The following is a 22,046-nucleotide window of genomic DNA, read 5'->3' on the forward strand; positions in this document are numbered from 1 at the left end:
TTGATCCTTCAAATCAGGCCTGCAACGTCCCATCGGCATGTTGTGCCGCGCTGTATTGCTTGCCTTCTTTTCAAAGGTGAGAAGTCAATTTATCACCCTCCCGAAGTCATCCTCCAGTCGTTCGATGTCGGATTCCAGCAAAATTGCGCCGCGCTGGACTTCGATGATCAGAAGATCTCCGGGACCTCCGAAGGCCCGATGAATGGCTCTCACAGGAATTTCAAAGGTATTGCCCACCGCAGCGTCCATCCAGGTGCCATCGCAATAGACGGACCCACTTCCAGCGGCAATCACCCAATGTTCGCTGCGATGTTGGTGGCGTTGCAGGCTGAGCCGCGCGTTCTCCTTCACAAGTAGTCGCTTCACTTTGTAGCCGGCTCCCTCGGCCAGCTCCTCGTACCAGCCCCAGGGACGATCCACTCGTGTTGTCACACCGACCCCTGACGATCGATCTCCCCCAGCATGCCGCTGCTCTTTGAGGATGCCAGTCGCACCACAGTCAGTTGATGACGAGCTCTTGTGATAGCCGTGTAGAGAAGCGCTGTGTTGCTTGTGTCATCGCAAGGTGGCCACAGCAGCACCACTTGATCAGCCTCGCTGCCCTGAGCTTTGTGAATCGTGAGAGCGACAGCAGGCTCGATTCGGCGGACCCTGGCTGGATGCAGTAGTCGATAAACACCGTGGCCTGATTCATCACTGCATCGGAACAGCAGCCTGCGTTGTTCGCCGCTGCCGATGCAGAGCCCAAGGTCGCCGTTGGCAAGACCCAGTTCGATTTGATTGTCGCTGCAGAGAACAGGCAACCCCTCGGGCCAATCACGAGCATCACTGCCCGACACCAAATGCCGGTGAAGACTGTCCACTCCCCATAACCCCCGACGCCGCGGGCAAAGCACGATCAAGTCATCGAGGCGCTCGAGAAGGGCATGGGCTCGTTCGGGATCGGGAGATCCATCAGGCCTGACTTCCAGGCTGTTGGCCGCCAACCTCAGGCTCTCCAGCTGCTGATGGACGGCATCGGTTACCGTCACTGGAAACCGAGAAGACTCAGAGAGCAGTTGATGCACGTTGGCCGCGTCATCGAGATCTGCGAGGTCGGTCCAGAAGGCTTTTGCCCCCTGATGGCACAACAGCGAGCTCAAGCGAGCCAGGTCTCCTCGGTTTCTGTAGACCTGATTTAGACGCACAGCAGCAGTGCCGAATCGCTGCTGCAGATCTGCCTTTTGTAGGTGTTGCCAGACCGCGCCGACTCCGATCGGTGGTAGCTGGTTGGCATCACCAACAAGCAGCAGTTGTGCCGTGGCTGGTAGAGCATCCATCAGTGCCTGCGCCAGTGTTAGGTCGACCATTGAGGCTTCGTCGACCACCAGCAGATCCAGGGCGAGTGGGTTGCGGCGATGACGGCTGAAGCCGCCTGGTCTGGCCTGCAGCAACCGATGCAATGTGGTGCAGGGCAATTCAGCTGTTCGTTGATCGCCTCGGATTGCGTCCTGCAGTCGCCGTGCCGCTTTTCCTGTCGGAGCGGCCAGATGAATGCGCAGGTCTCCGCGATCCGACATGGCTCGGATCAGCATGGCGCGCACGGTGCTGGTTTTGCCGGTGCCGGGCCCTCCGCTGAGCAGCACCACCCTGTGATTGCTGACCGCATTGACCGCCGCAAGCTGCTCCGGGTTGAACGTCTGCTCCGACGTCAATCTCTTGGTGTCATCTTTGCTGCGACGTCCGTCTGGCTTGCCAACGGGGGACAGTGCGCTGCGTTGGATCAGTGTCTGCTCAAGCGTCTCCATGCCCTGATGCCAACGTCGCCAGAGCAGCTGATCCCCTTCCATCACCATCAGCACAGGCTCTTTCTGCAACCAGCCGCTGGCTTCAATCACCCGTCGATGCGTCTCGGGCCAGCCATCGGCCTCCAGCTCACTAGGTTTCTGGTTGCTGGTGCCCAGATCGATGCTCATCTCACCCTGGCTGAGAGCCAGGGTCATCGCCTTCACAAGATCTTTAAGAGCACTGAGCTCGTTGTTGCCGAACTCCGCCGGAGGTGGGTAGCGACGCAGCAGCATCGACATCATTCCTCGACTCAGAGCCGATGAGGTCGCTGTCTGGTCGCGGAGATCCATCAATCCTCACCTCTCAAGACACAGTCGAGCGCACGGAGGCGTTGCAGAGGTGCTGCTTCAAGAATCACGCCACTGCCGCCAGAGTTGGAAACACCACGAAGGAAGACGTAGGCATAGCCGCCGAGATGTCGCTCAGGCTGGTAGCCGTCGAGTCGCCACTGCAGGAATCGATGTAGGGCGACAAGGTAGAGATGGGCTTGCAGAGGATAGTGATGTTGATACATCTGCTCCTCCATGGCGCTCTGGGAATAGTGCCGTGGTCCGCAGTGCAACGGACGCCCATCCACGTCTCTTTCGCCGATCCAGTTGCTTTTCCAGTCCGCAACCCACCAACGAGCAGTGGTGGGATCGTCGCCATCAGTGAAGACCAGATCGATGGAGCCAGTGAGAAAGCCTCGGCTGAGAAATTCCAGATCTTCCAGTGAATCGGCGTAGCGTTCACCGAATCGGCGATCGGGTTCAACGCGAAAGGCCCGCGCCAGTTGCTTGGGCTGGACCGCTCTGCCCTGATGAGCGACAGGTAGATCAAAGCTGAGTTCATGCAAACGCCGTCGACTGTGCAACGACTTCAGTTGCAGATTGCCTAGTGGTCCTCCGAAGGGTGCCTGCATCAGTGTCTCTAGACCCTCGAGGACTGCGTCGTCCAAGTCGGTCTCCAGGCCGGATCGCGTCAGTTCTCGCTCCACCAGAGCGCGGTTGTTGTCCTGTTTGATGTCTTGATCAAATGGAACCTTCTCCAGGATGCGGTGCAAGCAATCACCGGCTGCTGCACCCCTGGGGAATGCTCCCAACGGGCTGTCTTTGGGATCCACCGGATCGCTTTGATCGCTGAATGAGAGGCTTTCGGTATCTGCACCGGTCTGGGCATCCACATCGCGCCCTTCCTCAAGGTTGCGCGGGTCTGGGCTGGTGGCTTTCGCATTGCCATGGCTTGAGATCCAGGCCGAGTAGCTGCTGCGCCCCCAGCTGCGGTCAAAACCATGACCTGGTACGGCACCACATTGCAAGTTCCGTTCAACCATGCGGGGGTGCCATCGGTCGGATAGGGCGTTGACTTCGGCTCGATGCAGGCTGATCAAGGGACCCGGTGGGTCAGCGAGTTGCTCCAGCCATGGTGCGAGTGGATTGCCCTCCTGCCGCGCTGCCCTGGCCTGAAACAGAACCAGATGGCGTTCGGCCCGTGTCATCGCGACGTAGGCGAGACGTTCCGCTTCAGCCCGACTTTCCAGTTCGTCGCATTGGCTGGCCGTATGCCCCAGTCCCCAATGTGGATTCAGAGCTACGCGCCAGCTGCCGGACTCGTCCCCTGCCGGCACACGCCACAGCGGACCTTTTGCAGGTGAGGGCGCTTCCCACAAATAGGGACAGATCACGACCGGATACTGCAGACCTTTGCTGCGATGAACAGTCACAACCGCAACCGCACTCTCGGCTAGATCGCTGAAGGGCTGGCGCTGCTCTGGGATCGTGTCGGGAGGGTCAAGGCGTTGGCGTCGCAACCAATCGGCACCACTTGGGGCATCCAAGCCCTGGCGGTGCATCGTGTCCTGCACGAGTCGTGCACATTGCTGGAGATCACCGAGTAAGCGGCCGCGGCTCGATAGATCGGCCACGGTCTGCCCATCCATCAGGCGTGCCAGGCAACCCATCAGCCCTAGTTTCGGAAGATCGACGGCGAGCTGCTGGAGCTGTGAGGCCAGTTGATCCAGCTGACCGTTGCCATCGGCGGCTGCCAGCTCATCGCTTCTCCATTGCAGGAGTGAGGACACGGCCAGTTGCCGTAATCCACCGGCATGGGCAGGACGTGCGAGTGCGTCAAGGAAGGTCTGCAGATCCGAGGCTCCCTGGCTACTGAAGACATCCCCTTGACTGACAAGGCGGCTTGGCAGTCCAGCAGCCGCCAGTTCTGCGCGGATTGCTTCGGCTTGGCGATGCCTGCTGACCAGGATGCACAGTTCGGAGGGATTCAGGTCTGGATCTTGTCTGAGGGTGTGCAGGATCAGGCCGGCGGCAACGCGGGGAATCTGCTCCTCCAGAGATGTGCGGCTACTAACCCCCTCGTCGTCATCGGGATTGATGTCGTGGATCTGGAGTGATGCACTCCCCTCAAGTAGTGGCAGGGGTTGTGCGGAAGATCTTGGTATCACCTCAGGTACCGAGAGTTCGGAGAGCAGCAATCCTGGAGCCATCAGCTGATTCATGGCCTGCATCAGCAGGGGTGTAGTGCGGCGGTTGTCGAGTAGGTCATCAATACGGTCCGCTTGCCGCCGCGCCGCTTTGTAGGTGTTCAGATCTCCGCCGCGGAAGCGATAGATCGCCTGTTTGGGGTCCCCGACCATCAGCAGCAGGTGTTTCGGCGTCGAGAAAGCGGTTTTCAGAAGTCTCCACTGAAGCGGGTCGGTGTCTTGAAACTCATCGATCAGCACCGCCCGGTAGCGCGCCCGCAGAGGAGTGAGCCAAGCTTCCGCTGCATCTGACTGCGCGGGGTCGAGTGCATCCAGCAGCCCTGAAAATCCAACCACTCCGCGTTGTCTGCGCCGCTCGATGAGCTGATTCAGCCCTTTGATCAGCAGATAGCGCCAGGTCTGTTCGGCTGGTCCGTCCCAGAGGTCGGCGATGGCGGTCTGCAGTGCGGCTGAAGCAAGGCTGGGGTCGGCTTCAGCGCAGGACCGCGCCGTTTTCTGAAAGCTGCCTGGATGGAAATAACCACCGAGAAGCACCTGATTGCGCACTTCGACGTAGTGCATCGAAGGTCCACAGGTCTTGCTGATGTGGTCAATCCAGGTGTCGAGCTCCTGGCTTCGGTCTTTCCTAGGGCGGGCACTAAAGGGTTTGGTGTCGGTGCAACCGAGGCTGCGCCATTCGGCTGCGCAACTTCGAAGGGCTTGTTCCAGAGCCGCTCCACCGCTATTCCATTCAGCAAGGAAGTGCTTCCAGCGGCTATGCAGCCAACCCTCAAACACCTCGCCAAGCGTTTGCTCGGGCGCGATCGGCTCTGCATCCTCAGCGATGTGCACCGCACAGTCACCATCCAGTCTTTGAAGTGCTGAAGCGAATGCTTCGGGCGACAGGCCTGCTTGCAGCAGTCCTGCAACGTGCCCTGGTTCAAGCTCGAGGACCTCTTCTCGCCAGAGGTCATGAGCGACCTGGATGGCCAGGGTCTGTGGATCATCATCAAGGGCAAGATCAATGGCCTGACCGTTCTGAAGCGCTTGCCGGCGAAGGCTGCGGCGGCAGAAGCCATGGATCGTGGTGATGTCGGCTCGCTCCAGGGCTTCGAGGGCCTCGAGCAGTCGGCTGGCCAGCAGTCTGCGTTGCTGGGAATGCTGTCCGTGCTGCTCAAGCCAGTTCTGCAGAACTGCATCCGTTTCAGGCAACAGGCTGCTACTTCGTTCCTTTTGGAGTAGACCCTGCAGCGTCGAGTCAAGTCGGCGTCCGATCCGGTCGCGCAATTCATCAGCCGCGGCTTCCGTGAAGGTCACCACCAGGAGTTGATCGAGGCTCAATCCTTGTTCCGTTATCAGCCGCAGTACGAGGTGGGCCAGGGCGAAAGTCTTTCCTGTTCCAGCGCTCGCCTCCAGGAGTCGAATGCCGGGCGTCAAGGGGTAGGTATTGGCTTCGAATCGTCGCGTGCTGCTAGCTGTTGCCATCGTCATCAGCACCGCGCCTCGAGCAACGGTTGATACAACGCCTGAAAAGCGGCTTCAAAGCCTTCCAGGCTTAACAGCAACTCGGCATCGCAGTGGCTGCCGAAGCAGACTTTCTGCTCGGGCCGATCCCGTTCGGCCCAGCCGCTGAAGCCTCCCTGCCAGCGATTCATAAAGGCCTTGTCCGCCGCTTCTTCCCCCTTCGACCACGCCATTGCTCTGGCCAGGCCGCTGTCCGGTGGGACCGGCCAGCACAACTCTGATCCCTGCTGTGCCAGGCTTTGCAGAGCTCTGATTTCATGATCAGCCTCCTGGGGTTTCAGCGCTCTCCAACGCATGGCGATGTGGAATTGATCGGCTTTTGCACTGCTGTCTTGTCGGCACACCACAGCGGTGTGGCAGGCAGCATCATCCAGTTGGGCTAGCAGGTGCTTCAGCCAGCTCTGCAACAGAGAGCGTGACCTCAGCCTTGACGTGCTGATTTGAACAGCTGTCTCGCCTGCCATCAACAAGGCTGAATGCTGGGACGCCGGTTGCTGCTGCAGCCGTAGAGGTCCCAGGCTCAGAACAGTTTTTTGGAGGTTTTGCCAGCGTCTCTCCAGCCGATTGTTCTCCAGTTCAGCTGCCGCGCCAGGAGGCATGAAGCCTTGCCCGCAACTACGGGCAATCCAGTCTTCCGTCTCCTGAACGTCCCAACGGGCTTCGGGATCGTGCGCCAGCAGATCGAGCTGTTCAGACAATCGCTGGTTGAGCAACTGATGACAGTCCAACTCCGGTAGCGATAGGGGAGAAAGATCGTTGACAGGATCACACCATTCACCCGCATCGATGCCTTGACGTTTCAACCATTCCTTTTGCGGGGCCTGCAGCCAGCGTTCAAGTCGTTCGATTGCTTCCGCGTTGATTGGTAAGGCTGCATCGGTTGTTGGAGGCTGCCAAACAAGCGGTAAGGCCAGGCCTAGATCACGATGTGCATGATTTCCCCCGATCTGTGCATCGAGATTGCGTCGTGCGTTTAAGAGCCGGCGGTCGCAACTGATCGCGTCTCTTTGTGGAGTGACAATGAAATTAGCGACATCCAGAGGATTGGCGGGAGGCTGAATCAGCAGCCGGTCCATTTGCTCAGTCTCCAACTGCTCTGCCAGCAGACTCAGCCACTGTTGAACCGGTGGGCATGGCGGCAGTGGGTCACCTTGTCGCTCATCACGGTTACTCCAGCTGATCAGCAGATGCTGCCGAGCTGAGAGCAGTGCTTCAAGCAACACATAGCGATCCTGGTCTGTACTGCTGGGGTCGCCGAGTCGACGTTGTAGTTCGAGCAGGTGAAAGCCTGCACGTTCCTGATGTCTTGGAAAGGAGGAGGCATCAAGACCCATCAGGACGATCACACGGTGTGGGATTGCTCGCATCGGCTCCAGAGCGCTGATCGTGAGGGCACCGCTGCGGTGGCCGAAGCGGCCGCTTTCCGTGGAGAGCGCTTCCTCCAGCACGCTGATCACAACTGCAATATCCAGTTCCAGAGCGCAGTCATTGGCTTGGAGCTGCCAGGTCTCAAGGCACTGATGAATGGCCTGCAGCTCCCAGTCCCAGTTGCCACCATCATTGAAAAGTTCCTGAAGCAACCTGCGCAACCGATCCACCCATTCAGGGCAGGGAGCACTGCAACGCAACTGGGCGATCCACCCCGCCAGTTGATCCAGCAGCGGCCACCACACCTCGAGTTGCTGCAGGCTCAGATCAGTCAGCGCGGGTGCGCAGGAATCAACTGCCAGTCCTGGTTCTTCCGGTAACGCCAGACCCAGCAGCCAGCGATCCAGGCACCAGCGCAAGCTATTGGTGTCATCTCCGTTGCGTTCAGCTGCATCCAACCCCCAGCGGAAGCCACTGCGCTGCAGTGCTTCGCTGATTGCCATCGCGTCCTGCGATGTCAGCTGTTTCAGGCTTTGCAGTGCAGGATTGCCAAGCAGTGCCTCCAGTCCGCTTGCGGTGAGCCGATCCGCGCTCAAGCGCAACAGGCTCATGAAAGCCTGCTGAAGTCCAGGACAGTTTTGTTGACTTCGATCGGTTAATCGCCAGGGCAGGTCCACACCAGTGGCATCCCGATCGGAAAACACAGAAGCCAACAGCGGTGCATAGCGCTCCACATCGGGTGTCATCACCAGAACATCCCTGGGCTGCAGGCTTGGATCAGCGGCCATCCAGCTGAGGATGCGATCACGCACAAGCTGCACTTCCCTCCAGGGACCTGCGCAGCCCATGAACAACAGCGAATGATCACCTTGCCTGAGTGACAGGGTTGCTTGGTCCGATTCGCTGCTCGCGAGCTGCCGTTGCAGCTGTTCCAGTAGAGACGCCTGGGAGTCTTCTGCGGTTCTCATCACAGTGGGATCAGCGAACAGGTCGCCCTGTTCCCAGCTGCCCAGCAGACACTCGCCGCTTCCCTCGAGCAGCAACTGAAATTCGGCACCCATGCGGCCCAGGATTCCTTCCAGACGGGGAGCTTCAATTAGCCAGGAGCCATCGGGGGAGTTGATCCAGTCTTCACCCAGTTGCCTGCGTCGTCGCTGCGACCGCTGCCAAAGGTCTGGACAGGGTGTGAGTAAAAACAGATCAACGCTGATGCGTCCGGCCAGGGCCTGCAACAAATTGATCTGGACCGGGGCCAGATTGCTGACGCCGAAGAGGCGTAGGCGTGGCGGTAGGGGTAGAGCAGGCTCTTCCCCGTTGCGGAGTCGTTCAATCACCTGTTGCACCTGCAATCCGAAAGGCCTGCACGGCAAGCGCTCTGCCAGAACACGGGCCAGACAAGGTTGCCACCGCAATCCCTCCGGAAGTTGATCGCCCGCGCCTCCTGCCAGCCAGTCAGCGAGCTCCTCTGGCCTGTAGAGCGCATAATCGTCGATTGCATCGGCCAGGCTGCGGGCCAGTTGCCACTGGTCACGATTCAGTTGTCGCTCACGACCGCCATGGAGCTCCCACCACTCCCTGAGGTTCGACGCACACTCTTCTTCAAGCAGGTCCGGCAGAACGTCCAGGACCTGCCAGACCAGACGCTCCGCTCTCCATGGATCTTCGATGGCAGGCGCATCGCTGAGCACGGTCTGGACGAGCTGCCGCAGGCGACTACCAGGGAATGGAAAGCGCACCAGTGCACTGATCCCATTCACTCTGGCCAGCTGTTCACCGAGCCAACGGCTGGTTGGCCAGGTGTTGACCACCACCTCGATTTGTTCAAAAGGGCCAGGAGGCTCAAGCCTGAGTTCCTGCGCCAGAAGCTCAGCGAGTAATTCCGCTCGGTTGCTGCGGTAAACCCTCAGCAAGGCACTTCTGCGAAGAGCTCATAGCGGTCTGCGGGCGTTGGCCTGTCAGTGGGCTCTCCGATCACCTGCACCACCGCTTCAGTTTCTGGGCAGAACGCGCTGAGCAGACCGCCGTAGACCGCGCCGGTGTCAATCATCACGATCTGGTCGCGATGTTCCACGGCCGGTCGGGGCGTATGGCCCACCACCACGGTTCCATAGCGACCGTCGTAGCCCTCCCAGAAGGGTTCGCGCACATTGAGGTCTGGTTGACCCTGTTCATCAAAGCCGGCATGGGTGGCCACCCATCCATCTCCGGAATACATCAAAGGAAGCGTGCTCAGGCGTTGTTGCCATTCCCTCGTCAGCGAGTCACCCAGTTGTCGGTAGGTCTCGATCGCGAGCAGATCATCTCTCCCCTCAGCGGAAATGGCCTGAAGGCCTTCCACCAAACTTTGCTCGTGGTTTCCTCGCAACCAGGTGGCTCGACCGCTGGCCACTAATCCCCATACCTGATTGATGCATGCGGCGATTCCAGGCCCGCGATTGATCACATCCCCACAAAACACCAGGTGATCTTCAGCTGGAAGCACTGAAATCAGGCGATGCAGGGCCTCGTGACATCCATGCACGTCACCGATAACCCAGTGATGGCCTCGAGTGGACGCCATTTCGAGCGCTTTGATCACTTGATTCTGACTGTGTGAACCAGAGCTGTCAGCGAATGTGATTACGGTGGGTCGCCAAAGAGCTCTGGATATGGATCCCCGTTCTCTTTCCCCTTTCCGTCGTGTGGCTTTGTTGGTCAGGGCACTTGATGGTGCCAAGAAAACAAATCAGGCCTTGGCTCGGTGTAGCGATGGAGAGGAGATGCTGGATGTGCTGCTCGGAGCCTCACAGAAGCTCAAACTTGGATTGACGCGTGAAGAGCTGCGCAACACGCCACCCATCCGCGACTGGGTGTGGTGGAAAAACAAGGAGGCACTGGTGACGATTGGGAAGTGATGTATGGGGCATGTATGGGGCCCCTTTTATTCAAGTCGCTTCCTCTGAACCAAACCTTGTTCCAAATAACCATTTGTCTGGCAGTAACCCGAGTCACTGAAGTCAAAGAGAAAAGTGGTGAGGCCACCTAGAAGTGTTGGCCGAGCGTCCTCAACCTTTCTGTCCTCCTCACTCCAGCCAGAACAGGAGCCAGAGAGACCATGCAGAAGTCAGGCGGGTGGAAACGGTGCCCACCAAATTGGTGAACACCGTCGCTGTGGGATTTTTCAGGTCCACTCGGGGTCACCCCGCACGGTTGATGTCACAGCCTTGAGTCATTCGGCCTCAGTGGCATTAAGACGTTTGGCACTCTTGATCAGTCGATCAGGGCTACCCAGGCAAACGCCATACCAATGCCAATCCAGATACCAGCACTAAGCCGTTGCCCCTGAGCGCCGATGCGCTTCAGCAGGGCCTTGGACCAGCTGGTGACTAGCAGGAGCAAGGCTCCCTGAGCGATCAGCAAGCCCAGGAAATAAGTCACCAGAGGCGTGGGTTCGGCACCCACAATCGTGCTCCCGAGCAGAAAACCGTGCAGGGCCACCAACGGGAATAAAAGAGATGTAGGTATGGCGATAAGAGCCATCAAGCCTTCTGCAGCAAGAGTGAGAGACACCAGTGCCTCCGCCCAGGGAGCCACAGCATCCGGCAGGAGAATGAATTGAGACAGAACACTGCCGCTCATACCAGCCGCCAGTAAGGGCAGCACCCAGGTGCGGGGTCGCGGTAGGCCGATCAAAGCGATGGCCAGTAGGAACAGCAGATGGTCAGGTCCCAGTAGCGGGTGGCCGATGCCACTCAACAAGCCCTGCAGAGCGGTGAGGTTTGTGCTGTCTCCCATTCCGAAGGGGTGATGGGCATGGGCAGGGCTGAGCAGAGAAGCGGCAAGCAATCCCGTAGTGGAGATCACACCAGCCCGCAGCATGGGGCTGGACTTGGACAAGTAGTTCATACGATCCGCGTCGTGAGGAATCCTGGCGGGCGTTCTGACTGACGCTGGCGGAACGCCGACGTTTCACAGCTGCGGGACAGCGACGGATTCGCACCGTTCTTTCCCCGTTTCCTTCAGCGGCTGATCACCGCTGAAACCAGTGAACTCACACTACGGTTCGGTGTGGAGATCAGGCCGCTAAGGGGTGATGGCCAGCCTGCGGTCACGCGCATGTTGCGCCTCAACGTCAACTTGGGTTTCCTTCTCTACTTGTGGTGGGGGTTGTGTAAGGGGGCGTTCGAATTTCTCAGCAGACACCCGTATGTCCTGCCTGTGGAAGAACAAAGAAGCGCTGGTCACGATTGGGAAGTGATGCTGGGACCAGGGTGGGACTTCTTCTGCCTCTGGAGAACGACCTGTCCTTCAACGTTCAGCAAGGATGTGAGTCACCAGGTCTGCGTTGATCCAACGAATCACCCCTGAATCCACATCGGCCACCTGAAAAAGGTTGTGGATGCTTGGGTCACGAGCAGCGCCGCCGCAGTGGATCACTTCTGCCATCCACCAGTCCTGGTCTTGGGTTTCGCCAGGTCGCTCGTCATTCCTCACGATGACCTTCATGCCAGGTTTCACATCCAAGAACCCTGGCTTCGCCTCATCAGGAGCTTTGGTCGCGGCGACGTGATCGACCGACACAGCATGGCAGTACGAAGGTACTAGTTACGCTAGGACGCTCGTCGGGCTTCGTCACTTCTTTCGTCTCAGATCAGAGCCCATATCGGCCGCGAATGGGGCGATCGCCAGATTCCAGGAATAATTCGAAAGACGTTCAATTGGGATCAATGACTTTCGGACCCATGGTGCGGGATCTCCGTGGTTGCGAGGCATCTGTCACCTGACAATGCAATAGCAGTAACGCACAATTCATAGGTCAGGCGAAACTGCATGAGTCCTACGTATCTGATCACCACACCTGTTGAAGTCGATGTGCTCTGGAAAGTCAACGCAGCTTCTGAGGAAGAAGCTGTTCAAAAGCTCTCAGAACACTGCACAGAGCTTCAGAAAACACCCGATTCAACGACATTAGGTTCCATCACTAGGGGGATCTCATACCGAGGATTGCCAGACGAAACGCAGAATATCCAACAGATGTCGATCCGCTTCGCTGCAGATAATCCTCATCGATGTGTTGTTTTCGACGAGCTTGACGAAGTCGAGATTTGACCAATGCGGCTTAGCGATCTGATTGCACACCAGTGAAGGGTTACGAACCGGTACTCAAGCCGATATTGATGTCGATATGCGATTTCATTGAGGGTGGGTAAACCGCATACTCATTCTCACGCAACATGACCTTCCCGACTTTTAAATTTTTGGAGTCACCCTCGCTTGGGTGATGACGGACCTCGGGAGTAGTTGGTAGCTACTCCTTTTTCCTGATCTAGCAAGGAGGCCATGAGTTTTTCCTGCCTAGAGTCGTGAGATGTCGCTTGTTTTTGATTGGTGATCGCCTAACGTAAGTGGATGCAAAGCAGCCAGCCACAAGACAATCGAGGATGGGAAGAAAAATTCTATTCCATTAAGGATGATCTGATTGAGCATGCGAAAGATTATTCAAGGTATGAAAGTGGTTTTTATTGGAATGATGCTCAACACTCAGGATTATTATTTGTTTCGAGCAGGATGGTCGGCAAATACCAGCTCCGCCTGATTCCTGATGACAATATTGAAAGCTGGATTGAACACTGTGGCTTGAATGCAAGTGAGACGGCAGAGTGCCTTGAAAGGTATGATCACGCAATTTATGTTCACCATGCGGAAGCCTTTTCTATCACAAAAGATGGGTTGGATTTTTCAAGTGGTTCTTATACGAAAACACCTCACGGAGAATGCTATTCTCGCGAATTTGTCGCTTGGTTTAACGACTTTCCGGTTGATCTGCTGAAGGAAGGCAAAGAAGATCTGAAAATTGTTAAATGGTGTGATGGCTAATTTGTCAAATTGGTATGAATCAAAGAGTTTGCTTGTACAAGCACTCGTTGATCTGATCTGTCAGAGGACTTCCTTTGTGCTGAAGGAAACCGAAATTGATAGGTTTCTTTTGATGCTTGCAGATTATGGTATTAAATCGGAAAACGAGTTTGCAGATTCATTCTTCGGTGAGTACGAGGGTAATGAAGATGATGTATTGCAGCAGTTTGTGCAAGACTGGTGCGCTTTGGCTAAGGGATGTCTTCCTAAGCAGTTGTTGAAGCAGAATGATTCAGCGAAGCTTTGGCATGAGTTGATTCAGTTTGACTTTCACAGGTTTGTTTTCAATGGCAACACCTATTTCTTTAAGAGAAATTATTAGATTCTATGGTTTTAGAGAGTAACCAATATTTTATTCATGTCTGGGTCAAAGGTGAAGAACATCTTGACAGTGATTTTACTGCCTTGGAGGCGGCTGTAAAAAGATTTGAATACCTGAAAGACCATTGGCAAGAAGTATTCCCTGATGGATTGACTGCTGTTGAGTTGGTAGATCAGTACTTTGATCAAATTGATCAATTCAATCCCATCAATTGAAGCCTAAAATGGATTCGTCTATTAATGTTGGATTGATTTTTGGTTGAGCGGTCTATTGCTTTACTCAGTACTTATCACAATTTGCTTGATCAATATTGAACTCGTTTGTCTTTGAAAACTGTGTTAGCTGAACAGGTAGCTGAAAACCTTCTCGAACTTCATTCATCCCTTCATATAGAGAAGCACGACGCATGAAATGATCATCGAGTTGAGAACCAAGAAGCCTGAAACGACTTTGATTTCATTTTTCATTTTCTAATTCTCGCCAATGCTCCACTGCTGCTGTGGCTTGAAAGCTGTTGTGATCTGGAAGAAAGTCACTTGGAGAACTCTCGATCAGGTCTTGTTCTCTGACTTGCCTGGGCTGTGTTGTTGTCTGTTCCAGCGTCTCTGCAGATGTCCTTTTAACTTCGGTGGTGTCCTCAAAGTTCAGCCTCTGATTCTCTTGAGGCCCCATGCTGGATCCAGAACCAGTCTTGTCTTGTTGGCGGACGATTGAGGCGGGGCAACTGGTTGTGCTCGGAGACCAAGCTGTTGGCTGATCTCGTCTGGGGCTGCTTTATGGAAAAATCATGAATTAAGGAGCTTTGTAGGTGGTTACAGCGACTCACTCCTGAGTCTGGAGCAGCCTGGAACTATGAGCATGACGCTTCAACTGGCAGTGGCACGCGGCACCGCCCGTGGTCTGATCAACGGCACAGCCGCTGCTGACTACGGTGATGTCATTTGCCTGAGGCGTCTTCTTTTGCGTGAAGGTGAGCATGGTCTGGCAACTGACTTGCTTGTACTGGCGAAGGCGATGAGTCCCACTGCTGCTGAGCTTTCCGAATATGGTCCTGCAGCTTGAACAGCCAATGAGTTGATTCTTTGTCCATGATCTTTGCTGTTTTTTTAAGCTGAATAGCTTGTTGTGATGCTGATGTGCACTCAGCTATAGAGCTTGCTATGCATTGTCTGATGTGATCATGCCCAAATGTCGGAGAATTCTGATCCTCAAATTGTTGATGTCACGGCGATTGTGGAATCTCACCCCCTTCTCGATGAGGATGATCTTCATGGAGGAGTGGCTGAAAGGCTGAAGCATTCCAAGGAGTTTGGATCGCTTGTCTGGGATACTACTAAGGATTATGTGCAAAAAATGAATCTCACTTCTGAGGAGAAAGCTCATGTCAGTAGTTGGCTCTTTTCAAAAAAAGATCGACTGCAGAAAACCATTGTTGAAAAGCTCCATCAACTCCATCAGCGTGATACCTGATCAGTGAGTCACTCGTCTTCCATGCTTCCATGACATATTTTTCTGTCAATCGTTGGAGGAGATCGCTTCGATTTGCTGGAGTGGTCACGCACTGATGGATGCTCGTCTTTAAGCTAAACATATAAATTTTTCCGTTGTTGATGATCCCCAACGAAGACAACCAGCTATCAGATCATCTTCTGAACATTTCTCACAAAACTGTGCGCTTGCGTGATTGGCTTGATTCGCGACTCCGGCAACTCGCAAGTGAGCAGCGTATCCAAGATGCGAGATCAATCAGAAATGAGTTTTTGATCGAATAGTCTTTTCAAGATAGGCCGGAATCGGCAAGATGAGATTTGCCAGTAGCTACGTTTTAACGGTTTGACGCTTGAGTCGTCAAGTTGTGCTGTTTTTAAGCTACAGCAGCCTCTAAGGAATCATTCAGTTCTTCAGGCTCATTCGTGAGATCATTAAAACGCTCACCCTCTTCAATGGCGTACAACTTGTAGAGAGCCATTGCTGCTTCATCCCAGTGCTCCCCTTCAACAGCTTCGATCATCTGTTGGAAGAAGAGCACATTGACAACTTCAAGATCGAGTGAATTCATCGAGTCCCGATTTCTGCTGTCAACTTATCGGCATTGCGACTCTTGACTAGGTCTCAAAGCAGTAGAGAGGTGGAAGATTCAGCTTGAGTCTGGCTCTGCTTCGCTTTCGCTTTGGGTCAAGGCGATGCTTGCTCTGGTGAGTGTCGTTACTGCGGGCAGTTGTCTCATCGAAGCAGTTGGGGTGGTGCATCACTCAAGGACTCGGGGTGCTCATTTCTGCATTCCTGCGTCTGAATATCGTTCAGTTGCTTCTGTTCACCTTCGTTGTCTGACGCTTGAGCAACTCTCAGGCATCACATCAGGGCTGCGTCTGCACGGTGGTCGCTGTCCCGCCAGCATGGTCTGATCGTCGCGATCTGCCTGGTTACGGGGCTTTGGTGAGTTCGTGATCGGTCGACAGCGACCCAATCATGGTTGTGCTTTGAGTCTTGCGGCCGCTCGCCCTTGGCGGCTCGAATGTTTCTGGCTGAACCTCCCCCAGAACCGCTGGAGCCACTACGCAGCTGCGCTGCTGCAGCTTAGGCGGACGGGCCTGCCCTCACTGGAATCTGTCCACTCACGACCCCATCGATCCCTTCAATGTCCTTCTCTGGTCAAAATGATTCAACCCCGGTGAGGGATTTTCGATAACTTACTCTGTAGTTTCTTCTGAGACAGAACGCCAAAATGCATCAATCATTTGAATAGTTCTGCGACCTGCGCCCCAAAAAAGAGACCTGTTCGACGAGTCGACTTTGATCTCAAGTCTTATATGGCTAGTGATGATCGCATCGCTACCTGGCAGATTGTTAATACTGTTGTTCCCTTGGCTCTCTGTGCATTCGGATTATCTGCAGTCACAACATCGTTTGATTTGACATCGGTGGTGATGGCCCCGTTGTTCTTTGTGCTCATCATTCTGCTGATGAGCCGAAGTTTTTCCTTGATGCATGACTGTGGTCATCAAAGCTTGTTTGGCTCTAAGCGAGTCAATCGTTTTGTTGCATTTTTGCTCAGCATCATTCACGGGATCCCTCACCATCCGTGGTCGAGAGGCCATGCTTTTCACCATAAATACAATGGCAACTGGGATCGTTATAGAGGCCCTTCGGCTTTGACGACACGGGTCCAATATGAGGCGAAGAAATCAGACGAGAAGGCTTTTTATCGATTTTTGCGTCACCCATTGTTGTTGTTCCCTGGAGGCTTTTATTACCTCATTCTTAAGCCGAGGATTGCTCTTATTCTTGGTTTCTTTGAATGCTTTTTTGTAAGTCTAAAAAAGGTGGCTTTTGCGATCTCTAAAGGGAAAATTCCCAATATTCCTTTGATCATTAATAAGCATCAATCAAGTTTTTTCTACACTCGAGGTGAAGTCTACGACACCATCGCAAACACCGCAATACTCTTTGCTTGCTGGTTCTTCATTGGCCGTTCGATCGGTCACTGGCATTTCTGGCTCCTCTACATATCTGTAATGAGCACGAGTGCCGCGTTGATGATTGCTGTGTTCTTTGTTCAGCATAATTTCCCAGGCTCTTATGCCAGTGATGAGAAGGATTGGAGTTATTTCAAGGGTGCTATCGAGGGATCTTCTTTTCTTCAGATGCCAGCAATCTTGAATTGGTTCACTGCAGATATTGCTTATCACCACATCCATCATCTTTCCGAAAGAATTCCTAACTATCGGCTGCGGGATTGTCACCATGCAAACCTTCATCTGCTTGACTCCGTTCAGCCTCTTTATTTGCATCAAATACCTTCGTGCTTTTCTCTCATCCTTTGGGACAACGTTAATTTGGAGCTTGTGCCTGCTGGGCTCTAGGTATTGGTTAAAGACTTCTTTGATTGCTGGATTCAGGATGCTTTGAACTGGCCGTTCGTCGTTTAAGAGTCCTTCCATTCCTCAAGAATGAGGCGCTTGCTGTTATGTCGTGATAACGGTTGCTAGCAAGCAACAATGATTGTGCGATCTCTATCTTCTCCTTGGCTGATCAGGCTCGTGTCTGTACTGGAGTGACCGCGTTGGATTGCTTCGGTGCCAATCAAGCGCCAGAGCTGCTTGCGTCAGTGTCGATGAAGGGCCAGAACAGAAACAGTGGAACTGCAGGCCATGCCGTCAAACCCTGTCCAGAACTTGTCTGTTGATTTGACGACCAGAGTGATCGTGGTAATTGGTGTTTTGTCTGGTCTGAGCTGTCTGGCAGTTGTGGTCATCGGTGGCTTCATCACGGCATCGGCGGTCAAAGAGGGAATCAAGCAAGTGCCTGTGGAGGCCCCCATTCCGATGGAGGATTCCCAAGTTCCGCCACTTCCGCTGCAATGATCAGCTGCGGAGTTTTTGACTCTCGTCAGATTCAATGATGTCCAACGATCATCCTGACGCCTCTCAGTTCGACCAGCTGCCCCAAGCTGGGGCATGGCTTGTGAATTCTCAGGATGGTCTGTTCATTCACCTCAAGCCAGACGCTTCGACCGAGCAGCCTCAGTTCGTTGTGCTGAGCACGTTTCGTTGGTCACCTGTTCTGGGTCAACCAGTCCGCCAGCAGCGGATGCTTCATTCCCTCGGTGTTGAGTTATGGAAGAACCTGCAGAACACCGGCTGGATGCCCTGCTCTCCCCCTCTGCGTTGACTTTGCGGAAAGAGGGAGTGTGACGTCTCCCTCTCCCCAACGCACATGAGTCGGCTGCTCGACTTGCCTCTCATGTCACTCTTCAAGGTATCAAAGCGAACACCTCTGTGCACGCTTGTAGGGGGCATTGGGGCCTTGTCTGCCCAGCCACTTGTCAGCACTCAACGTGTTCGCTTTGGCGATAAGGGGTGATGAAGTTGTTGCGAACGGCATGAATCAAGGCTTCAGGTAGTTGAAGACCGCAGCCCTTGCTGTAACGCATCAGGCTTCCATCAAGCCATGGGGAAAGCGCGATGCATTGTGCCGCTGATAGCGCCAAAGCCAGTTGGTATCTCTCCGGGTGTTTTTTGCCCGCATGAAACAACCTGCAGCCTTCATTGATCACGGCTCGAATCTCTGGGGCTCTGAGATCCACGGTTCCCTCAGAGCCAAGATGCATGATCCGATCGCGGATGGCTGCTCGAACCAGTACGAACGATGCCTTCGCCAATTCAGGCCCAAAGCGATCTTCGCTTTCTCGCTTCTCTCGGATCTGCAAAAGAGCATTCACAAGCTCTGCTGATTTGAAAACAGATAGCTTGTGCTTGTGTTCGCAGCTGAGCGTTTCAACTGTTGGGAGATACGAAGCCACAGCATCCAGAAACTCAGGAGACCTGTTCTGCAGTGGTTCCAGGGATCGCCACAACTCCTGACCCGATGCCATCAGCCCTGAATCTGACTTCTGAAAAGCTAGCGATTGATGTCTGGTTCAAAAACGATGGTGTCTGTCGGTTAGCCAGCGAGTGAAAGCCCAATATTGACCAGCGCTAGGCCACCTAAAAAGAATGCCGCTAGCAGGGAGGATTCGGGGAAGAATTTGGCCAACGCCAGCCCTGCTCCCATGAAGGTGGATGAAACCAGAATCGCCGTGACATCAACGGGCATCTGAACGGGGCCTTGAGCAGTGCTTTTTAACAGATGACGGCTTTTCGTGAGGTCAACTGCGATTAATCCTGCAGATCACCTGTCTGCAGGCTCCAGTCACCTCTTAAGAGCCTCGGAGCGTTCGCTGCAGCTGACCATTGTTCTTGTTGGCACTTGGCGGGCCTGATTAGAGCGCTGCCAGCCATTTCCTAACGCTGTTGACGCACTCCTCTGTGGATTCATAAGGAAGAACGTTTCTGCCAGGGATGGTGCTGATCGAAGCGTTGGGCAATTGTTCTTTGTAGGTACTGAGCCGCTCGTTGAGATCATCCCAGTTCTTGGATGAACCAATGCCGGTGGCCTTGGTTCCAAAGATGATCTGCACCGGGATCTTCAAGCCGGTCAGCAGCGGTTCCCAGTCACGTCGCCAGAATCCTGCCAGGAATGAATACACGGCCCAGCGGGTGTCCATCGCGCGTGATCCCTGATTGAGCATCTCAAGCCATTCCTGATCGACGGCTTCAGGTTGTGCGAACAAATTTTTTCTAGAGAAGGCGTCTAGAAATCTGCGCCGCCGCGCATATCGGTAAAACAAGTTGCCAATCAGTCCACCAAATAGCAATCGCCAGAGCCAACGTGCTCTCCTCTGGGGGAATTCCTGCTTGAGAACCAGCCAGGCTGGAGGGCTGACCGCCACTAAAGCGCTCACCATCTCTGGCGCCTTGGCTGCCACCGCGAGTGCTATTGGCAAAGAAGCTCCTTGGGAGACCAAGACAGCAGGTCCGTTGTTTCGCTCGCGAAGCAGATGGATGAGCGGCTCAGCCCACTCTTCAGGCGTGAGTGGCCGTGCTGGGCATGGTGCAGTTCCGCAACCGAGCAGATCGTCGACGGTCTGCTCGACTTTTCTCCCTATGCGAAACGCCCTGAAGTGTTACGAGCATTGCGTTTAAGCGCTGCTAAGCGAGATGACGCTGCGGCTTTTCAATCAGCGTTCTCAAAATTCGACCAATAACTGTGTTGGTGGTGCTGCGTGGCATTTGATCGCGAAACCTGATGAAGTAACAAATGAACTGGAATTTGTTTTCAGGCGTTAGCTACAGAAAGTGCAGGAGCTCTTGCCCTGTTAGAGGTGACTTGGACTCGAGCTCAGGCGGTTTGGCCAGTACCAGGCTGGATCGTCCTGCCTGGAGTTAGGTCTTGGTGTTTCGACCTGGTCGATCACTTTTGAGACGAATCCTCCGGTGATGCAGCTTGGTTCAGAACAACTGTGATTCTTTCTATGGCGAAGGACCAGATTCAAATCAACATTCCTGCTTCTGACTTCTCCAGGCTGAGGTCTGCTCTTTGCAGGGTTGGTTGCGGCAACACTCCTGATGCCGAAGAAGCAGCTTTGCTGCATGAGTTGATGAAAATCCTCGAAAGTGCCCAGGATCAACTTCTTGGAGGCTCACTCCCCTAAGACAGCTTCGATGGCTCAGCTGCTTACTGACTGTCCTCTTCCCAACGATCGGGTGAGGATGACTCCTTGTATTTATTTGTACTTGGCTGGGCATCAGGGGGTACGGGTCTCTATCGATAAGAGCAAGACCTCAGCAAGTGACGATGTCTGACGCCTGGCTGGAAGACCCCAAGACCCATTGGGCGATGAGGTTCCATCAGCAATCAAAAACACTTGATGGAGATGTGCAGGTCGTCGTGGAAAACGGCAGACCCATGCCTCATAGCCAGCCAGCTCTGATCAAGTCACGCATCCATATGGCTTATGAGGATGCAGTGTCTCTCTACCAAGAGTTGCAGCAGATTGGCTGGATGCATTGCCCAGCCTTTTGGTAAGGCTCCGTGGCAGCCAGCCTGAACTCATGACGACTGATCCCATCTCCGCGGTTTTAGAAGGAGTTTTGCTCGGAGCAGAGGATCTGCAAGGCACTCATCCATGGAAGGCCACGACGGAGCAAATCATCAGCGCTTGTATGCGTCTCGTTGAGGACTACGGCATCAAGCTGCAGGGGAGGGGGAGAGATTGCAGCAATTCACGATTCCATCTAGGAGGCGACGACGAATTTCGGTATTCGCACCAGAAAGACGATGCGGGCAATCCAGCTGTTTTGGTTTTGTTGGCGGAGGGCTAAGGCTCTGTCATTCGTCGCACTCAGGGCAGCAGCCAATCTTGTCTTGATCTGTGAGTGATCAGCTCACAGGCTCCGGATCAGGAGAGACAAGCCCATCAGTAGAGCGAGGCATTCGAAAGCAAGCTTGACAACTCGGCTTCCTTTTTTGAGTGACAGGTGGGCACCGAGATATCCCCCGATCAGAGATCCTGCGATCAAGGCCGGTACCCAGTCCCAGCGGATCTCACCACTGAACCCGAGCACAAGAGCACCGGTGCCATTCCAGGCCAGACCCACCAGGATCAGTGTGTGGGCAACGGCTCTTGGATAACTCAGGCCGAACCAGCGAACCAGCCACAGTGTGACGAACAGGCCCGAGCCAGAGGTGAGTGAGCCGTTGAGCACTCCGATGACGAAAATCACAGCAGTGCCGATGAGCTTTTGCTGTCGGTTGTGGTTCACCAGCCTGTCGGTCTGTCCCAGTTCAGGCTTGCGTGTGGAGTACACCCCGAGGGACAGGGTGAGCAGCCCAAGTGCTGCGGTGGCGATGCGATCCGGTAAAGCCATCACGCTGCTGGCGCCGACCCACACTCCCGGCACACCTGCGAGCAGAACTAACAGGCTGATGTGGGGATCAAGGCTGCTCGCCCGCCAGTGGCGACCGGCGGCACCAACGCCGAGGGCCACGCTGGCCAGTTTGTGGGTGGCGAGAGCCGAAGCGAAGGGAAGCCCCAGCAGGATGAGGCCTGGTAGCTGCACCAGGCCGGCACCGCCACCGGCAAAGGCTGAAAGGCCATTGGCCACAACCGCAATTGCAGCGAGTGCCAGCTGCAGCAGCAGCTCACTGACCATGGGACGACATCGATTCAGACATCCGTGTCATCAGTGTCCTCCTGCAAGACAAGCTCTCCTGCCGCTGGCACGAATGCTCTGTCCGCACAGCTCTGTTGGATGTCTGAGGGGTGAATCACTT

25 protein-coding genes and 1 riboswitch are annotated in these 22,046 nt (G+C 54.8%); of the genes, 13 read left to right on the forward strand and 12 right to left on the reverse strand.

Annotated features, from left to right (window positions below; translation table 11 throughout):
- Positions 1–84 precede the first annotated feature (84 nt).
- From SynMITS9220_RS04775 to SynMITS9220_RS04795, 5 genes are read right to left on the reverse strand one after another with little or no spacing between them, the layout of a single operon-like run.
- A complete protein-coding gene (locus SynMITS9220_RS04775) occupies positions 85–420 on the reverse strand; it encodes a phosphomannose isomerase type II C-terminal cupin domain (protein WP_186991122.1) in 336 nt (111 codons plus the stop codon).
- Between the two features lie 8 nt (positions 421–428).
- Positions 429–2,117 (reverse strand): ATP-dependent RecD-like DNA helicase, encoded by a 1,689-nt coding sequence (locus SynMITS9220_RS04780; RefSeq protein ID WP_186991124.1) that lies wholly within the window; start codon positions 2,115–2,117, stop codon positions 429–431.
- Positions 2,117–5,773 carry a UvrD-helicase domain-containing protein gene (locus SynMITS9220_RS04785; protein WP_370594377.1) on the reverse strand — a complete coding sequence of 1,219 codons (3,657 nt, stop codon included), beginning with the start codon at positions 5,771–5,773 and terminating at the stop codon, positions 2,117–2,119. The genes SynMITS9220_RS04780 and SynMITS9220_RS04785 overlap by 1 nt, the downstream gene beginning before the upstream one ends.
- Positions 5,773–9,084 carry an exodeoxyribonuclease V subunit gamma gene (locus tag SynMITS9220_RS04790; protein ID WP_186991128.1) on the reverse strand — a complete coding sequence of 1,104 codons (3,312 nt, stop codon included), beginning with the start codon at positions 9,082–9,084 and terminating at the stop codon, positions 5,773–5,775. The genes SynMITS9220_RS04785 and SynMITS9220_RS04790 overlap by 1 nt, the downstream gene beginning before the upstream one ends.
- Positions 9,078–9,734, reverse strand: coding sequence for a metallophosphoesterase (locus tag SynMITS9220_RS04795; RefSeq protein ID WP_186991130.1), 657 nt, complete (start codon positions 9,732–9,734; stop codon positions 9,078–9,080). Before SynMITS9220_RS04795 ends, SynMITS9220_RS04790 begins: the two co-directional genes overlap by 7 nt.
- Before the next feature lie 88 nt (positions 9,735–9,822).
- Between SynMITS9220_RS04795 and SynMITS9220_RS04800 the strand changes: the two genes are divergently transcribed.
- Positions 9,823–10,068 carry a hypothetical protein gene (locus tag SynMITS9220_RS04800; protein WP_115126543.1) on the forward strand — a complete coding sequence of 82 codons (246 nt, stop codon included), beginning with the start codon at positions 9,823–9,825 and terminating at the stop codon, positions 10,066–10,068.
- Positions 10,069–10,423: 355 nt separating this feature from the next.
- On the opposite strand, the gene SynMITS9220_RS04805 is transcribed toward SynMITS9220_RS04800, so the two are convergent.
- Both SynMITS9220_RS04805 and SynMITS9220_RS04810 read right to left on the reverse strand, forming a co-directional pair.
- On the reverse strand, positions 10,424–11,032 hold the full coding sequence (locus SynMITS9220_RS04805; RefSeq protein WP_186991132.1) for a HupE/UreJ family protein: 609 nt from the start codon (positions 11,030–11,032) through the stop codon (positions 10,424–10,426).
- A gap of 33 nt (positions 11,033–11,065) precedes the next feature.
- A riboswitch (cobalamin riboswitch) is annotated at positions 11,066–11,215 on the reverse strand.
- A gap of 246 nt (positions 11,216–11,461) precedes the next feature.
- The gene (locus tag SynMITS9220_RS04810; protein WP_186991134.1) at positions 11,462–11,734 is read right to left on the reverse strand and encodes a DUF3104 domain-containing protein; all 273 of its coding nucleotides are present in this window, start codon (positions 11,732–11,734) and stop codon (positions 11,462–11,464) included.
- A gap of 249 nt (positions 11,735–11,983) precedes the next feature.
- Between SynMITS9220_RS04810 and SynMITS9220_RS04815 the strand changes: the two genes are divergently transcribed.
- The 6 genes from SynMITS9220_RS04815 to SynMITS9220_RS04840 all read left to right on the forward strand — a co-directional run bounded on the left by SynMITS9220_RS04815 (position 11,984) and on the right by SynMITS9220_RS04840 (position 14,861).
- Positions 11,984–12,262, forward strand: coding sequence for a hypothetical protein (locus tag SynMITS9220_RS04815; protein ID WP_067096809.1), 279 nt, complete (start codon positions 11,984–11,986; stop codon positions 12,260–12,262).
- Between the two features lie 300 nt (positions 12,263–12,562).
- Positions 12,563–13,030 (forward strand): hypothetical protein, encoded by a 468-nt coding sequence (locus SynMITS9220_RS04820; RefSeq protein ID WP_186991136.1) that lies wholly within the window; start codon positions 12,563–12,565, stop codon positions 13,028–13,030.
- 76 nt (positions 13,031–13,106) lie between these two features.
- Complete coding sequence (locus SynMITS9220_RS04825; protein WP_186991138.1) at positions 13,107–13,391, forward strand: hypothetical protein; 285 nt, start codon at positions 13,107–13,109, stop codon at positions 13,389–13,391.
- Between the two features lie 5 nt (positions 13,392–13,396).
- Complete coding sequence (locus SynMITS9220_RS04830) at positions 13,397–13,606, forward strand: hypothetical protein (protein WP_186991140.1); 210 nt, start codon at positions 13,397–13,399, stop codon at positions 13,604–13,606.
- 637 nt (positions 13,607–14,243) lie between these two features.
- Positions 14,244–14,453, forward strand: coding sequence for a hypothetical protein (locus tag SynMITS9220_RS04835; RefSeq protein WP_067096821.1), 210 nt, complete (start codon positions 14,244–14,246; stop codon positions 14,451–14,453).
- Positions 14,454–14,579: 126 nt separating this feature from the next.
- Positions 14,580–14,861, forward strand: a complete 282-nt coding sequence (locus SynMITS9220_RS04840) for a hypothetical protein (RefSeq protein WP_186991142.1) — start codon at positions 14,580–14,582, stop codon at positions 14,859–14,861.
- Positions 14,862–15,255: 394 nt separating this feature from the next.
- Here SynMITS9220_RS04840 and SynMITS9220_RS04845 read toward each other — a convergent pair whose 3' ends face one another.
- Entirely contained in the window at positions 15,256–15,450 is a 195-nt protein-coding gene (locus SynMITS9220_RS04845) for a hypothetical protein (RefSeq protein WP_186991144.1), read from the reverse strand.
- A 751-nt stretch (positions 15,451–16,201) separates the two neighbouring features.
- Here SynMITS9220_RS04845 and SynMITS9220_RS04850 point away from each other — a divergent pair.
- The 3 genes from SynMITS9220_RS04850 to SynMITS9220_RS04860 all read left to right on the forward strand — a co-directional run bounded on the left by SynMITS9220_RS04850 (position 16,202) and on the right by SynMITS9220_RS04860 (position 18,062).
- Positions 16,202–17,254: a fatty acid desaturase gene (locus SynMITS9220_RS04850; RefSeq protein ID WP_186991146.1), complete on the forward strand. Its 1,053-nt coding sequence runs from the start codon at positions 16,202–16,204 to the stop codon at positions 17,252–17,254.
- Positions 17,255–17,542: 288 nt separating this feature from the next.
- Positions 17,543–17,755 (forward strand): hypothetical protein, encoded by a 213-nt coding sequence (locus tag SynMITS9220_RS04855; protein WP_186991148.1) that lies wholly within the window; start codon positions 17,543–17,545, stop codon positions 17,753–17,755.
- 37 nt (positions 17,756–17,792) lie between these two features.
- A complete protein-coding gene (locus SynMITS9220_RS04860) occupies positions 17,793–18,062 on the forward strand; it encodes a DUF1651 domain-containing protein (RefSeq protein ID WP_186991150.1) in 270 nt (89 codons plus the stop codon).
- Between the two features lie 154 nt (positions 18,063–18,216).
- Here the strand turns inward: SynMITS9220_RS04860 and SynMITS9220_RS04865 are convergent, their stop codons facing one another.
- The 3 genes from SynMITS9220_RS04865 to SynMITS9220_RS04875 form a co-directional block, all read right to left on the reverse strand.
- Entirely contained in the window at positions 18,217–18,765 is a 549-nt protein-coding gene (locus SynMITS9220_RS04865) for a hypothetical protein (RefSeq protein WP_186991153.1), read from the reverse strand.
- 68 nt (positions 18,766–18,833) lie between these two features.
- Positions 18,834–18,986: a hypothetical protein gene (locus SynMITS9220_RS04870; RefSeq protein WP_170951841.1), complete on the reverse strand. Its 153-nt coding sequence runs from the start codon at positions 18,984–18,986 to the stop codon at positions 18,834–18,836.
- A 166-nt stretch (positions 18,987–19,152) separates the two neighbouring features.
- Positions 19,153–19,878, reverse strand: coding sequence for an alpha/beta fold hydrolase (locus SynMITS9220_RS04875; RefSeq protein ID WP_186991892.1), 726 nt, complete (start codon positions 19,876–19,878; stop codon positions 19,153–19,155).
- A 366-nt stretch (positions 19,879–20,244) separates the two neighbouring features.
- Between SynMITS9220_RS04875 and SynMITS9220_RS04880 the strand changes: the two genes are divergently transcribed.
- The 3 genes from SynMITS9220_RS04880 (at position 20,245) to SynMITS9220_RS04890 (ending at position 21,094) form a co-directional block, all read left to right on the forward strand.
- Positions 20,245–20,424: a hypothetical protein gene (locus SynMITS9220_RS04880; RefSeq protein WP_115126403.1), complete on the forward strand. Its 180-nt coding sequence runs from the start codon at positions 20,245–20,247 to the stop codon at positions 20,422–20,424.
- Between the two features lie 143 nt (positions 20,425–20,567).
- The gene (locus tag SynMITS9220_RS04885) at positions 20,568–20,798 is read left to right on the forward strand and encodes a DUF1651 domain-containing protein (protein ID WP_067096852.1); all 231 of its coding nucleotides are present in this window, start codon (positions 20,568–20,570) and stop codon (positions 20,796–20,798) included.
- A gap of 26 nt (positions 20,799–20,824) precedes the next feature.
- Positions 20,825–21,094, forward strand: a complete 270-nt coding sequence (locus SynMITS9220_RS04890; RefSeq protein ID WP_186991154.1) for a hypothetical protein — start codon at positions 20,825–20,827, stop codon at positions 21,092–21,094.
- Between the two features lie 63 nt (positions 21,095–21,157).
- Here SynMITS9220_RS04890 and SynMITS9220_RS04895 read toward each other — a convergent pair whose 3' ends face one another.
- The gene (locus tag SynMITS9220_RS04895; protein ID WP_186991156.1) at positions 21,158–21,925 is read right to left on the reverse strand and encodes a sulfite exporter TauE/SafE family protein; all 768 of its coding nucleotides are present in this window, start codon (positions 21,923–21,925) and stop codon (positions 21,158–21,160) included.
- Positions 21,926–22,046 lie beyond the last annotated feature (121 nt).

Origin of the sequence: Synechococcus sp. MIT S9220 (assembly GCF_014304815.1) — a bacterium.
Classification (GTDB): Bacteria; Cyanobacteriota; Cyanobacteriia; order PCC-6307; family Cyanobiaceae; genus Synechococcus_C.

Excerpts from the sequence above, each read along its gene's own strand:
- SynMITS9220_RS04780 (WP_186991124.1), bottom strand. The coding sequence starts at position 2,117 with ATGGATCTCCGCGACCAGACAGCGACCTCATCGGCTCTGAGTCGAGGA.
- SynMITS9220_RS04785 (WP_370594377.1), bottom strand. The coding sequence starts at position 5,773 with ATGACGATGGCAACAGCTAGCAGCACGCGACGATTCGAAGCCAATACC.
- SynMITS9220_RS04795 (WP_186991130.1), bottom strand. The coding sequence starts at position 9,734 with ATGGCGTCCACTCGAGGCCATCACTGGGTTATCGGTGACGTGCATGGA.
- SynMITS9220_RS04800 (WP_115126543.1), top strand. The coding sequence starts at position 9,823 with ATGGATCCCCGTTCTCTTTCCCCTTTCCGTCGTGTGGCTTTGTTGGTC.
- SynMITS9220_RS04805 (WP_186991132.1), bottom strand. The coding sequence starts at position 11,032 with ATGCTGCGGGCTGGTGTGATCTCCACTACGGGATTGCTTGCCGCTTCT.
- SynMITS9220_RS04815 (WP_067096809.1), top strand. The coding sequence starts at position 11,984 with ATGAGTCCTACGTATCTGATCACCACACCTGTTGAAGTCGATGTGCTC.
- SynMITS9220_RS04820 (WP_186991136.1), top strand. The coding sequence starts at position 12,563 with ATGCAAAGCAGCCAGCCACAAGACAATCGAGGATGGGAAGAAAAATTC.
- SynMITS9220_RS04830 (WP_186991140.1), top strand. The coding sequence starts at position 13,397 with ATGGTTTTAGAGAGTAACCAATATTTTATTCATGTCTGGGTCAAAGGT.
- SynMITS9220_RS04835 (WP_067096821.1), top strand. The coding sequence starts at position 14,244 with ATGAGCATGACGCTTCAACTGGCAGTGGCACGCGGCACCGCCCGTGGT.
- SynMITS9220_RS04840 (WP_186991142.1), top strand. The coding sequence starts at position 14,580 with ATGTCGGAGAATTCTGATCCTCAAATTGTTGATGTCACGGCGATTGTG.
- SynMITS9220_RS04845 (WP_186991144.1), bottom strand. The coding sequence starts at position 15,450 with ATGAATTCACTCGATCTTGAAGTTGTCAATGTGCTCTTCTTCCAACAG.
- SynMITS9220_RS04850 (WP_186991146.1), top strand. The coding sequence starts at position 16,202 with ATGGCTAGTGATGATCGCATCGCTACCTGGCAGATTGTTAATACTGTT.
- SynMITS9220_RS04855 (WP_186991148.1), top strand. The coding sequence starts at position 17,543 with ATGCCGTCAAACCCTGTCCAGAACTTGTCTGTTGATTTGACGACCAGA.
- SynMITS9220_RS04860 (WP_186991150.1), top strand. The coding sequence starts at position 17,793 with ATGTCCAACGATCATCCTGACGCCTCTCAGTTCGACCAGCTGCCCCAA.
- SynMITS9220_RS04865 (WP_186991153.1), bottom strand. The coding sequence starts at position 18,765 with ATGGCATCGGGTCAGGAGTTGTGGCGATCCCTGGAACCACTGCAGAAC.
- SynMITS9220_RS04870 (WP_170951841.1), bottom strand. The coding sequence starts at position 18,986 with ATGCCCGTTGATGTCACGGCGATTCTGGTTTCATCCACCTTCATGGGA.
- SynMITS9220_RS04880 (WP_115126403.1), top strand. The coding sequence starts at position 20,245 with ATGGCGAAGGACCAGATTCAAATCAACATTCCTGCTTCTGACTTCTCC.
- SynMITS9220_RS04885 (WP_067096852.1), top strand. The coding sequence starts at position 20,568 with ATGTCTGACGCCTGGCTGGAAGACCCCAAGACCCATTGGGCGATGAGG.
- SynMITS9220_RS04890 (WP_186991154.1), top strand. The coding sequence starts at position 20,825 with ATGACGACTGATCCCATCTCCGCGGTTTTAGAAGGAGTTTTGCTCGGA.
- SynMITS9220_RS04895 (WP_186991156.1), bottom strand. The coding sequence starts at position 21,925 with ATGGTCAGTGAGCTGCTGCTGCAGCTGGCACTCGCTGCAATTGCGGTT.